Source organism: Microcystis viridis FACHB-1342 (assembly GCF_014698335.1).
Classification (GTDB): domain Bacteria; phylum Cyanobacteriota; class Cyanobacteriia; order Cyanobacteriales; family Microcystaceae; genus Microcystis; species Microcystis ichthyoblabe_A.
Map to the genome: position 1 here is coordinate 12,362 of NZ_JACJSV010000033.1, position 13,104 is coordinate 25,465.

11 protein-coding genes and 1 other RNA gene are annotated in these 13,104 nt (G+C 43.1%); 6 read left to right on the forward strand and 6 right to left on the reverse strand.

Annotated features, from left to right (window positions below):
- The first annotated feature begins 219 nt into the window (after nt 1-219).
- From H6G40_RS12270 to H6G40_RS12290, 5 genes are all read left to right on the forward strand, one after another.
- Nucleotides 220-384, forward strand: coding sequence for an Asr1405/Asl0597 family protein (locus H6G40_RS12270; RefSeq protein ID WP_002738845.1), 165 nt, complete (start codon nt 220-222; stop codon nt 382-384).
- Nucleotides 385-506: 122 nt separating this feature from the next.
- Nucleotides 507-1,082 carry a (2Fe-2S) ferredoxin domain-containing protein gene (locus H6G40_RS12275; protein WP_002744960.1) on the forward strand — a complete coding sequence of 192 codons (576 nt, stop codon included), beginning with the start codon at nt 507-509 and terminating at the stop codon, nt 1,080-1,082.
- A gap of 121 nt (nt 1,083-1,203) precedes the next feature.
- A complete protein-coding gene (gene purU, locus H6G40_RS12280; RefSeq protein ID WP_069474294.1) occupies nt 1,204-2,058 on the forward strand; it encodes a formyltetrahydrofolate deformylase in 855 nt (284 codons plus the stop codon).
- 137 nt (nt 2,059-2,195) lie between these two features.
- Nucleotides 2,196-2,825, forward strand: coding sequence for a DUF3782 domain-containing protein (locus tag H6G40_RS12285; RefSeq protein WP_069474295.1), 630 nt, complete (start codon nt 2,196-2,198; stop codon nt 2,823-2,825).
- A gap of 112 nt (nt 2,826-2,937) precedes the next feature.
- Nucleotides 2,938-3,546, forward strand: coding sequence for a DUF3782 domain-containing protein (locus H6G40_RS12290; protein WP_069474296.1), 609 nt, complete (start codon nt 2,938-2,940; stop codon nt 3,544-3,546).
- 36 nt (nt 3,547-3,582) lie between these two features.
- On the opposite strand, the gene H6G40_RS12295 is transcribed toward H6G40_RS12290, so the two are convergent.
- The 6 genes from H6G40_RS12295 to zds form a co-directional block, all read right to left on the reverse strand.
- On the reverse strand, nt 3,583-4,854 hold the full coding sequence (locus H6G40_RS12295; protein WP_081330827.1) for an MFS transporter: 1,272 nt from the start codon (nt 4,852-4,854) through the stop codon (nt 3,583-3,585).
- Nucleotides 4,855-4,863: 9 nt separating this feature from the next.
- Nucleotides 4,864-4,960, reverse strand: an RNA gene (gene ffs, locus H6G40_RS12300) — signal recognition particle sRNA small type.
- Between the two features lie 86 nt (nt 4,961-5,046).
- Complete coding sequence (locus H6G40_RS12305; protein WP_002738657.1) at nt 5,047-6,183, reverse strand: DUF58 domain-containing protein; 1,137 nt, start codon at nt 6,181-6,183, stop codon at nt 5,047-5,049.
- 359 nt (nt 6,184-6,542) lie between these two features.
- A complete protein-coding gene (locus H6G40_RS12310; protein ID WP_002739243.1) occupies nt 6,543-7,562 on the reverse strand; it encodes a long-chain acyl-[acyl-carrier-protein] reductase in 1,020 nt (339 codons plus the stop codon).
- Nucleotides 7,563-7,709: 147 nt separating this feature from the next.
- The gene (locus tag H6G40_RS12315) at nt 7,710-8,405 is read right to left on the reverse strand and encodes an aldehyde oxygenase (deformylating) (RefSeq protein ID WP_190537741.1); all 696 of its coding nucleotides are present in this window, start codon (nt 8,403-8,405) and stop codon (nt 7,710-7,712) included.
- 228 nt (nt 8,406-8,633) lie between these two features.
- Nucleotides 8,634-10,094, reverse strand: coding sequence for a 9,9'-di-cis-zeta-carotene desaturase (zds, locus tag H6G40_RS12320; protein WP_002738691.1), 1,461 nt, complete (start codon nt 10,092-10,094; stop codon nt 8,634-8,636).
- Between the two features lie 137 nt (nt 10,095-10,231).
- On the opposite strand from zds, the gene H6G40_RS12325 reads away from it, so the two are divergent.
- Nucleotides 10,232-12,670 carry a glycosyltransferase family 39 protein gene (locus tag H6G40_RS12325; RefSeq protein WP_190537742.1) on the forward strand — a complete coding sequence of 813 codons (2,439 nt, stop codon included), beginning with the start codon at nt 10,232-10,234 and terminating at the stop codon, nt 12,668-12,670.
- The last annotated feature ends 434 nt before the right edge of the window (nt 12,671-13,104 follow it).

A 13,104-nucleotide genomic window follows, 5' to 3' on the forward strand; every position in this document is an offset into this window, starting at 1 on the left:
TTTTCGTCAATAAATCTTGGTATCTCCATTTTTATCCCTTTGACAATTGTAGGCGGTAGCGATTCCGGGATCGGCAAAGCGGACAAGCAAAATTTTAGCCGATCGCCGCTACCGGATAACTTTTTTTCTGCAAGTTATTGATAATAATTTGCAGTTGTTGGTTATACTGAGAACATCAGCCTAGAGTTATATTGCTAATAGTTCTCAATTAAAAGCCCCATGAGTATAGACAAATGGCCATCGAAAGGTGAGAAAATCTTCAATCTTAGTGCTTGGGATCCCTGGCAGGTTTACCACCAGATGCAAGCCCTAAACATTGAATGTCAATGCTCGCTCCATCAGCTTTTGCCGGTTCGCATTGATGCCTCCGCTCAACTTTTATAGCTGTGGATTGTCCTGCGACAGGTGGAGGCCTCCCGAGGCTGTTTAATCCCTTGGCTGGAAACCTGTTGGCAAGCATAATCCTTGAGAAAAATTAGCAATCTAAGAGTAAAAAGTGAGAAAGTATGTCAAAATCTGCAACTACCATGATTCCCTTTCAAGTGGTCGGTCAATTCCTCGGTTTTGTCCTCAAGGACGGATATAAGGTAAAATACCTGAGAATCAGTGTTGATAAACGGGAATATTGGTTTAAGCCTGAAAAAACACTGCGAGACCACATACCTCTCAATATTGCTCTCCACTCATGGCTAAAAGTGACGGGAGAAAGTAGTCTTTGTTCAAAAAAGGGAAAATTAAAACTGAGGGTACTAGGGATTGAGCATTTATCCGGCGAAAAAACCCCAGAAGTCACCCCGGCAAAAGCGAAAAAAGCCACCGTCTTAATCTGTCAGAAGTCCGATTGTTGGAAAAATGGCGGTGCGAGAGTCTGCCAAAGGTTAGAGAGTAGTTTAGAGGAAAAAGGACTGGGAGAAGCGGTGAATATTAAATTAACCGGCTGTTTAAAACAGTGCAAAAAAGGCCCGAATCTGGTGGTTATGCCCGATAAAAAGCATTATAATCAGGTAGCTCCCCAAGATGTCCCCTCCCTAATCGAGCGGCATTTTGCCACTTCTGAGCAAGGGAAGAGCCTATCAGTTTAACTAGAAATTTAATCGGCGATCGCTGTTGACAAACGATCTTTTTTGTGTATCAAAGGGACGAAGTGCCTAAAATTGTAATAAATTAGGGGTAGAAAAAGTCAATTCTTGCCGCCGATAATTTATGACTGGTACCACTGCAACCTTGTTAATTTCTTGTCCCGACCAGATTGGTCTGGTGGCGAAAATCGCTAATTTTATCTACGCTAATGGCGGCAATATTATCCACGCTGACCAACACACGGATTTTTCGGCAGGATTGTTCCTGATGCGGATAGAATGGCAATTAGAGGGGTTTAATTTACCCCGTGGGATGATCGAACCAGCTTTCGCCGCTATTGCCAAACCTTTGCAGGCTAGTTGGTCCTTACATTTTTCCGATACTGTTCCGCGTCTAGCTATTTGGGTGACAAAACAGGATCATTGTCTCCTCGATTTATTATGGCGACAACACGGGGGAGAAATTAGGGCAGAAATTCCTTTAATTATTAGCAATCATCCAGAATTACACTCAGTTGCCAATCAATTTGGTATTGATTTTTATCATCTTCCCGTTACCGCCGAAACCAAGATTGAACAGGAAGCCAGACAATTAGAGTTACTGCGGGAATACCGGATAGATTTAGGGATTTTAGCTAAATATATGCAGGTTCTCACCCCAGATTTTATTAACTTTTTTCCCAATATTATCAACATTCATCATTCTTTTTTACCGGCTTTTGCGGGAGCTAATCCCTATCAACGGGCTTACGATCGAGGGGTAAAAATTATTGGAGCCACCGCCCATTATATCACTGCCGATCTCGATCAGGGGCCAATTATCGAGCAGGATGTGGTCAGAGTTAGTCATCGCGATACCGTGGGAGATTTAATTCGTCAAGGTAAGGATTTAGAAAGGGTGGTGTTAGCGCGAGCGGTACGTTTACACTTGCAAAATCGCGTTTTAGTTTACGCTAATCGCACGGTAGTATTCGCTTAAGGTTGCTAGGGTAAGCTCATCTAAAATGGTATAAGATGTACTTGACAAAAAAGAGAGCATGGAAGGTTAAAAATTAGGAAGTACCGGCGCGATTGACTAAAATAGCAATAGACCAGATCAGAAGGAAAAAATTATCTATGGCAACCACATCCGAAGACGTATGGCGACTCTTAGCCGAATTAACTGCCGCTCAAAAAGAAACTGACAAACAACTCAAGGAAGTCAGTCAACAACAGAAGGAGACTGAACTACTATTGAAGGAAGTTAGTCAACAACAGAAGGAAAACGCCCAACAACAGAAAGAAACTGACAAACAACTCAAAGAACTGGGCAAACAAATTGGGGGACTCGGTACAAAATTCGGCAGCTTTACCGAAGGACTTGCCCTTCCTTCAATGGAAACGATTCTCGGACAACAATTTGGTATGGAGGTTATCAGTCCCAGTGTCCGAGTCAGTAAAGAAGGACAACACCTAGAAATTGATGTTCTTGCCTATAGCAATGGTGAGCTAAATACTGCTTATATCGTTGAGGTTAAAAGTCATGTTAGACAGGAAGATATTACTCAATTAAAAAGTATTTTGCAACGGTTTCGCCGCTTTTTTCCTGAACACAAGGATAAAAAACTCTATGGCATATTAGCGGCGGTTGATTTATCCCCAGAATTACGCGAAAAAATTCTGCAAGAAGGGCTTTATGTGGCTCGGATTCATGACCAAGTATTTGAATTAGATATTCCCGATAATTTTCAGCCTCAAACCTATTAAAAATTTCGATGTGATCGCTATATCTTCCCCAAAGGCAGAAACACTCTCTTCTTCATGAATCGGCAAAATTTAGTAAAATAGTAATAGACCAAATCAGAGAGAAAAAATCATCATGGCAACTACATCCGAAGACGTATGGCGACTCTTAGCCGAATTAACTGCCGCTCAAAAAGAAACTGACCGACAACTCAAGGAAACTGACCGACAACTTAAGGAAGTTAGTCAACAACAGAAGGAAAACGCCCAACAACAGAAAGAAACTGACAAACAACTCAAAGAACTGGGCAAACAAATTGGGGGACTCGGTGCAAAATTCGGCAGCTTTACCGAAGGACTTGCCCTTCCTTCAATGGAAACGATTCTCGGACAACAATTTGGTATGGAGGTTATCAGTCCCAGTGTCCGAGTCAGTAAAGAAGGACAACACCTAGAAATTGATGTTCTTGCCTATAGCAATGGTGAGCTAAATATTGCCTATATCGTTGAGGTTAAAAGTCATGTTAGACAGGAAGATATTACTCAATTAAAAAGTATTTTGCAACGGTTTCGCAGCTTTTTTCCTGAACACAAGGATAAAAAACTCTATGGCATATTAGCAGCCGTTGATTTATCCCCAGAATTACGCGAAAAAATTCTACAAGAAGGGCTTTATGTGGCTCAGATTCACGACCAAATATTTGAATTAGATATTCCCGATAATTTTTCACCTCAAACCTATTAAATAACCCTGCTCTAGGAAAAACTTTTTCAGTAAGCTTTATTGTAATTGTCCGCGCAGAGCATAACGATCTTTTTCTAAACCGAAAGCGAAGAGAAAAGAATGGCGTATAGTGGGGTTAGAGAGAGTAAAAAAGAGAAAGAGAGCGATAACAGCTAATCCTGACGATAAACTAAACATAGTTTCGTAGGAAATTGCTAAAACCCCCAGAATTGGACCTGCTAAGGCCGTTCCCACATCAAAACCGCCAACACAGATAGAATAGGCCCGGCCGCGTTCTTGGGGCCCAGAGCGATCGGAGATTAAAGCCAGTAACATAGGGAATAAAATCCCCCCTCCCGTACCTTCGAGAATAGCGGCTAAAATTAAAGCCGAAGGAGATCGGGCAGAAGATAGAACCAACATGGATAAACCATAGCAAAAAACGCTAATAGTGATGAATAAACCGCGTCCATAGCGATCGCTGGCTCCTCCCGACAAAATCCGCCCGATTACGCCCGATACTGCCGCACAACTGTAGAATAGACCAGGACTAAAAGGTATCTGATTTTCGAGGAGAAACAGGGGTAAAAAAGCGACTAAACCACCGAATAAAGTACCAACCAGTAGAAAAACTAAGGTAGGGACTAAAAAAGCCCGCTCTTGACATAATGCCCAGAAACTGCGCTCAATTGTCCGATTTTCTGCCTTCATTTCGGCTAATTTTTTCTTGAAGTCCAGTTCTTGAATGGAGAAACCCAAGAGAAATGCGATCGCTCCTGAAGTGGCGGAAACTAGAAACAAACCGTCATAACCGATCGATTCGTAGAGATAACTGCCTAAAGCCGGACCGATTCCCATGCCTATGGGTGCAGTTAAGCTCATATAACCAATTATCTCTCCCCGTTGACGAACGGGGGAAAAATCCACCACTAGGGTGCTGTAACCAGTGGTAAAAGCGGCAATACTGAGACCATGGTAGGCGCGGACGGCGAATAAAGAGGAAAGATCGCGAAAAAATAGATAACCGAGGGGTGCGGTAGCGGCGACAATAGTTCCAAATAAAACCACTAATTTGCGACTGCGGCGATCAACTAGATTGCCTAACCAGCTGCGCGATAAAATTAAACCGATGGCAAAGGCCCCCATGACAAAGCCGATATCTTGTTTGCTACCGCCTAGGGAGTCAATATAGATGGGGAGAGTGGGGACAAGAGTGGTGATACTTATCCAGAAAAACAGCGCCGTGACGAAGAGAAAGAGTAGTTGACGACGAGTTTCGGCAGTAAGCGATCGAAAAGTTTTGAAAGCGTTCACGACAGTGACCGTCACAGGCAACAAAAAGACCCGGAGATCACGCCAGTCACAAGCATCCCGTATTGCTGCTACCTTCCGGTCCTGACAAGGTTAAGGCGTTGCGATCGCATGAGTCCGAGTCCTTTCTATCATAACATCTTTTTCCGGGATACTGGCATTTTTTTCCAGAGAATTTCCTCTCAATCTAGACTGTGAACAGAAATTTTCTCAACGAGGGGGTTTTTGCAATTGTTGTTGTAGAGAAATTTCTGGTTCGATCGCCAATCCGCTAAACTGTCGGATTAAGGGTGAAGGACTCTCCCTAGAATCGGCAGCGAGGAAAAATAACCAACGGCTGCCGGGGGTGAGTTGTTCGATGGAATTGAAGTTACTTGTCAACCAAATTAGCGGTAAATTAGGCAGATTAGCGTTTTTTTGACTAGCTTTTGCCTCTATACTGGCTAAAGTTTCTAAAATGATCCTCTCCCCCTGAATTAAACCCGTTTCACCGGTCCAGAGTTTCACATTTAATTGCCGACGATGGGCATAAAAATAGAGGGAAGCAGCGGCAATAATCGCCCGTTCAAAACTGTCTTCTTGCCAATCACAGAGGGTATCGAGACAGATAATCACTTCCTGTCCCCCCGTTAACACTTCTAATTCCCGAATTTGCAATTCTCCCAAACGGGCGCTAGTTTTCCAGTGAATTAAACGGGTAGAATCACCCTGGCGATATTGTCTCAGGTTACGGGTCAGTCCTTGACTCGCCCTTTGATAATAGCGATTATTTTCTAATTTTTGTGCCATCTCTTGACCGAGGGAATCGATCAGGGGACACTGTTGCAAGGGTAAAATTTGGGGATAAACTAAAGCTTTAGCCGCTGCTTGATGACAACGACGACACCAAAATAAACCGAGAGGGGCTGCTGTTCTTAATTGTACTTCTTGCCAGTGATAAATACCCCGTTTACTGGTGGGTAAATAATAGGTCCAACGATGGCAACTTTTGGGGGCAATCGTTTCTATTGGGGTTATTTTTGGCTGATCGAGAACTATAGGCAGGATATCTGTCACTTCTAACAGATTTATCGGCTGATTGCTAGTATTTTCTATCTCTAGGCTAATACTAAGATCGTCTCCCGCACTTACGGGTACAATGGCAAGACGACGCACTTTCAGGGGAAGAAGGGAACGACGGGGTAAAATTATCGATAAAATTAAAATGGCGATTGTCGTGCCAGAGATAGCATACAACCATCCCGCCATGGTATTGGTCGCCGCTCCGAAAAAACAGAGGGTAATGCCAATGATTACCCCACCACCGTAAGCGGGTAAAATACCGCGATCTTCTAACCAAGTTTTCATAGGGTTTAGTCGTTTTGTCGTCTTTGCTGGAAGGCTAAAAATCAGACCCACACTTCTAGAATTACCCCAAAAGCCCTCTGATCAGCGAAGGGAGTCCTATCCCTTGTCACTATTGTTATTTTTCTTAACAAAACTTAACAATTGATGGCAAAATTTTGCTTGCTTTTGTGGGCAGATTTTGGCATAATATTTTTAAAAGAGTTTATTCATAATTGGAATCTAAGCACTCAAAAGTAAACACAAACATCCCATCATGAAACAAGCATAACCCAAGCCGCCGCTAAAGTCAAGCACTTACTCTAATTATTTTTCGCCTGAAACTTCTAATTCCGTGGTCGGTGGGGGGTTGGAGATATTAGTTAAAATAACAAAGGTTGAAACCCGTGTTTGCGGGAAGCTGCACCGATTTGTTCCATTTTAGGGACGGTAATTTGATTGCGTCCCCAAGAAAAATTAGTTTGCCAACCCTCCAACTCCAATAAAATCGCCTCAGCAAAACAGGCAAACATTTGACGAGAGGGAATATCCATATTAACGATTTTCATAATTTTCCAGTCAATATCGAGGGAATGCTCGACAATGCCGCCCTTAATCACAGAAACATCGGGGGCATTTAACACCGTGCCTAAATTTTTCGGATAACCACCATCAATAATAATGCAGGGGCGCTTGAGTTTATCTGGATCAATTTCCACCCCTTTAGGCATACTAGCCACCCAAACAATGATATCAGCCAGGGGTAAAGCCTCCTCTAGGGGAAGAATTTTACCGCGTCCTAACTCCTCTTGCAGAGATTGTAAACGCTCTTGATTGCGTGCCACACATATTAGTTCTTTTGTATCGGTTTTTTCATTTAACCAACGACAAACGGCGCTGCCGATATCTCCGGTGGCCCCACAAACCACGACGGTAGATTGAGCTAAATCGATGCCCATTTTGTCAGCGAGGGTTTGCACCTGAGTGCAGATGACGTAAGCGGTGTGGGTGTTACCGGTGGTAAAACGGCCAAAATCTAGCTCGATATTGCGCACCTGTCGATTATCTTTGAGATTAAATTCCTCGAAAATAATTGAAGAAAAACCGCCGAGTGCGGTGATATTGATATCACTTTTTTGAGCGAGTGCCATGGCATTTAGCACCTTACGAATAGCAGACTTTACCCAACGATTCGACAACATCTCCGGTAAAAAACAGGATTCGATATATTTCCCTCTGATGGTTTGCCCCGTGATGCTGGTGACATGAAAATCATCGACAATTTGCGGGGGGGCAGCGCACCAAAAATCTAATCCCTGGTTAGCATATTCAGGATAACCTAGATCGTCGGCGACCGATTGGGCGTGTTCTAAACTGGTAAGATGACCTATAAGACCAAACATTGATTGTTCTTTCGTTAGACTAGATGGCACTAGATAAAAATTAGGATATTGCTAAGAAATCGTTAAGACTCTTAAATATAATACACAAAAGAGCCGCTCTGTGTTGAGCGGCAGCAGGGGAAAAAAAGAAATCTCGATGCTCAAGCTTTAGACGGCAGTTAATCCGTAGGCAGACATCCGCATGATATCACGGGTGCTGAAACCAATATTGCTTAACGCTTCCCCGTAGCTAATCATAAAGTCTTCCACGAGGGCCTCTTTTTCCATAGCGAGGACGCGAGCATCATCCTCGACTTGATTGAGCATTCTCCAGACAATGGGTAGATTAGCGCGATTTGCAGCTTCTAATTCCTCTTTAGCGGTTTCAAAGTTCGCCTTTAGCCATTCTTCGCCAAAATTGAGGTGTAAATATTCGTCTTTAACTACGCTTTCAGTAATTTTACGCGCAAAAGGATCAGCAACAGGAATATAAATATTATAGGCAGCGATCGCAAAAGCTTCGATAATCAAAGATTGGATTAATAAACAGGTGACAACTTTACCTTCTGCGTAGGCAATTTGGAAGTTATCGTGCAGAGAGGAAAAGAATTCTTTGGCATACTCCATATCAGGAGTGATTTGCAAATTTTGGCCGCAAGCTTGAAAACCTTTCATGTGACGGTTTTCCATTTTTGCCAGACGGTGTAACTCTTCTTTGTTATCGGTGAGGATGTCTGCTAATTGAATATAATTGCTATTGGCCTCGTATTCGCCTTCAATAACGATGGCATTAATGCGACTGTAGGCTGATTTATAGGTTTCGCTGGTGAAATCAAGCTCTAATGGTACAGCAAGCTCTGGCATAAACTCGATTGACTCCTATTTCTGACGAGATTTTTCCGATGTTCTTTCCAGTCTAGGGTAAGCCTTCTAGATGGAGTGATCTTTTTACGAGTCTAGCTCGATCGGTCTTTTTTGTATAGCTTGGCCTGAGGGGCTGACTTGCCAAGTTAGCTATAGCGGTATCTTTTGCCACTGAAAACAAGTCTAGAGGCAATCCCTTCTCAAGAGACGAGATTGCTGGCTGTTTAATCAAACTGTGGCTAAAGATTTCTGGCGCTCGGCCTGTTGTAGGATCGCTTTGGCTGCCTGTTTACCCGATAAAGTGGCCCCTTCCATGCTATCAATGTAATCCTGTTGGGTATAACTACCAGCAAGGAAAAAGTTAGGGATAGGAGTCGCTTGCGAGGGACGATAGACATCCATCCCCGGTGCTTCCCGATAGAGACTCTGGGCCAATTTCACCACACTAAACCAAGTCATCTTTAACTCCCGCGAGGAGGGAAATAACTTGTGGACTTGCGCTAAAACGTGCTGGGCAATATCTTCATTTTTAGCTTTAATAAAAGGGTCCCCAGGGGTTAAAACTAACTGTAATAAAGAACCTTCTCCGGGGCGATAATAATCCCTAGGACTGGTGAGAGCAAGATCTGCAAAACAGGAAAAATCCGCTTGGTGGGTGTACAAAAGATTGTCAATTCCCACCGCTTTTTGCAGTTGTCGGCGTTTTTCGGCATCATTTAACTCCGTCACCCAACCGTCAAAACGCAATTGTACCGTAGCGACGGGGACGGCTTCTAGTCGGAAAATATTGTCAAAAATCGGCATTTTTCGCCAATCTTGGGGAATGAGACGCTGAATACCGGGGACATCACCAGCGCAAACGTAGGCATCTGCGGTGATAGTTTCTGTGGTTTCTCCGTTAGCGACGATCATGCCATTAACTTGCAGATTTTCGCCCTCTCCAGAATAGAGAATTTCCCGCACCTGACGACGGGTAGAGATTTTGGCACCCCGGGCCTCCAGATAGTTAATAATCGGTTTATGCAGGTATTCGTGGGGGGAACCTTCTAACATCCGCAGGACGGAAGCTTCGGTTTTAGCGGCAAAAAATTGGAAAATCGTCAGCATACAACGGGCCGAGATATTTTCCGTATCGATAAATCCTAAGGCATAGGCGATCGGATTCCACATTTTTTTTAAACTGCCTTCATTACCGCCATGGCTACGAAACCAATCGGCAAAACTAATCGAGTCCAGATCCCGAATCGTTTTCATCGCTCCTTGAAAGTCTATCAGACCGCGGACAATGGGACTGGTACCTAAGGCCAGAGAATTAAAGATTTTATCGGCTGCCGAGAGTTGGGAGGAGGTAAAAAAGGCTTTTAAACCGTTAAAAGGCGCACCTGCAGCGAAACGGAAGTCTAATTCGCCGATTTTTCCCCCTTCGTTGATAAAAGTGTGGGTGTGTTCTTTGAGCAGTAGGGATTGAAAAGCGCCCACTTTTTTCATTAACTCAAAAAGATTATAGTAACAGCCAAAAAAGACGTGCAAGCCCATCTCGATGTGATTACCGTCCGCATCTACCCAACTACCGACTTTTCCACCGACAAAGGGACGAGATTCTAAGATTTCTACTGTACAGCCCGCATCGACCAGATCGATAGCTGTTGCCATTCCCGCTAACCCTGCACCAACGATCACCACTCGCATTTGTCAAGTTCCTGTTACAATTTTTCACTAAATCTTTATTTTACCCCGATCGGTCTGGTGTTTCTTGCTGGCGATTTTTTCAGGGGCGCTTGAGAGCGTGGCAGAATAATTGAGAGTTGCACTAGGGAGAAGTCATTTTGAAGCGATCGCTAGAGGGGAGACAGGGATTAATTATTGTCAGTATTATTTGGATATTGGGGATATTAGTTGATAGATTCTGGTTTAGTCTCGATCATACTATTCCTGCTTGGGATCAGGCCGATTATCTCAACGGTGGGATTATCTATACCCAAGCTTTCCAAAATCCGCGCTGGTTTGATGGGGATTGGTGGCGCAGTTTATGGCTAATGTCGCCGAAAATTCCCCCTTTAACCTATCTTTTAACGATTCCCTTCTTTAATCTCTTTGGTATTAGTCTTGACGCGGGTATGTGGGTAATGGCCATCTATAGCGCCCTACTGCTCTTTTCTGTGTATGGATTGGGAATTATCCTCTTTAATGGGACTGTGGCTTTATGGGCGGTCTTAATCTGTCAATTTCTACCCGGTTTATACTATTATCGCCTCGAATATCTCTTAGATTTTCCCTTAGCGGCAATTGTAACGTTTTCTTACTTCTGCTTGACATGGTGGCGATTTAGTGGTCAAGGCTGGCTAAAAGCGATCGCTTTCGGGATTTCTTTCGGTTTAGGGATGTTAGTCAAACAAACCGCCCTATTTTTCCTCTTTTTGCCGATTTTGTGGGTATTGGGCGAAAATCTCCGGCGAAAACGTTGGGGTAATCTAGCGCAATTAATGCTGAGTTTTTTGACGGCAGCATTGCTAATGTTTCCCTGGTATCGGACGAATTGGTTATTAATGTTAACTGCGAGCAAACGTGCCACGGTAGATTCGGCGATTTTGGAGGGAGATCCGCCTCTTACCAGTCCTGATGCCTGGACATTTTACGCCCAAGTTTTACCCTATTTTCTTTCTTGGGTATTGTTATTAGTTCCCCTGGTGGGATTATTAATCTCCTTACGTCATAGAAAAACCGAAGATAAGGTTAATCGTCCTGTGTGGATTTGGTTAGGAGTTTTTCTGCTGGGGGGATACCTATTATCATCCCTCAATATCAATAAAGATGCTCGTTATATTTTGCCGCTTTTACCGACTTTATCCTTAATTTTATCCGTTGGTTTATTATCTTGGCGCGGTCGTTTTGGACCTGGTATCCGTTGGGGAACGATAACTATTGCCGCTATCCTCACCAGCTTAAATTTATTCCCCTTGGGGGGAGATATAATTACTAACGTTTTTAGTCCCGAATTACAACACCATCCCTATTTAAAAACTGGTTGGCAGCACGAAGAAGTAGTTAAAGAGATTCTAGCCGATTCTCCCTATCTTCGCAGCACTCTAGGGGTTTTACCTTCCACCCCCGAATTAAATCAACATACCTTCTCTTTCTACGGTGGTAAACATAATTTCCAGGTTGCTGGGAGACAGGTGGGAGTTAGGGAAGAAGATATCGAAAAGGATGTCAATTCTTTAGATTGGTTTTTAACTAAAACTGGTGAACAGGGTTCCGTCCCCGATCTCCAGAAAAAAATTGTTAATCGAGTCGCCACTGGTTCAGATTTCCAAGTGGAAAAAACTTGGCAGCTACCGGATGATAGTACCCTTTCCCTACACCGTAAAATAGACCCCTCCGTCACGGTTAAACCCCTTGAAAATGCGCCAAAACGGGTTGAATTAAGAGAGATTGCCATTGCCGAAAAAGCTTCTCCTAATCAAGCCATTCCCGTGGTTTATAAATGGGCAGGAGACTGGCAACAATTAAAGTCAGGGGTAGTGATTTTAACCTGGCAAGAAGTGGACGGGAAGGATTATTGGATGCACGATCATGGTATTGCTATGGGGGGATTAATGGCAAAAAAATTAACTCCAGAAGAGCAACAAAATGGTTTTGAAGTCACTGAAAAAACTGCCATGCAGTCGGCAGCAACCCCCGGAGTTTATCGCTTATCTGCTGTCTATCTCAATCGGGAAACTGGCGAAACCTATCCGATTAAAACTAATGCTGAAATTACCATCGATCCTCAAGTTGCCAAGTTAGCAACGCCCCAATTAGATTTAGTCACCCAATTGCGCTTAAAGTCGGCTAATATTGGTCAAGGATTAACGGGTATTGAGCCAATTTTTGAGTTAACTAATCGTATCAATCAATACGATTCGATTCAGGATTATGTGCTGCAAGCAGACAAGGCTTTTTCCTATCGTTTACAGCAACAAAACCCCCCCGATAAATTATCTTTAGCCTACGGATTAGCAATTTCTAAGGTACTACAACAGGATGTGGCAGGGGCAATAAAAGCCACGGAGGAAATGATTAAAATTGACCCCCATAATCCCTATCATTATGCTTATCAAGGTTTTATTTATCTCTACGATTGGCAACCGCAAGCAGCCCAAAAAGTCTTAGATAAAGCTAGACAATTAAATCCCGATAGTGAGGAAATTAAGACTTTAAATGCAGTGGCTGCCTTGATGGGGGGAAATCTCGTTAAAGCTTGGCAATTATGGCGGTCAAATTAAAATAGAGTGGGAAGTGGGAAGTGGGGTGTGGGGTGTGGGGTGTAGGGTGTGGGGTGTGGGGAAGGAAACCTCTTTCATCTCTGGTGGTGAAAAATTTTTCATCGGGACTGAAATGGTAGATGTGGGATTTTTGCAGGAGTTATATTTTCCGACAAAGATAAGCAAAAGTTATTTATTGACTGCAAAAACTTGAGAATATTTAAATTAACATTCCGCAATATTTATAAATTCTTAAGAATTAATTGAGAAAGATTTTTATTTAACAACGACGTTATGCTAGTTACAGCGATTTGATAGAATTTCATAATGGGATATTCTATGCTTTTTTGGGCAGCAATGGTTGAAACCCTTGCCACACCTAGAAGGTGATCCTAATTAAGACGGGTAAATTAGTCAATTTCACCCACAACGATGATCTTTTTTTTGTGTAGTTT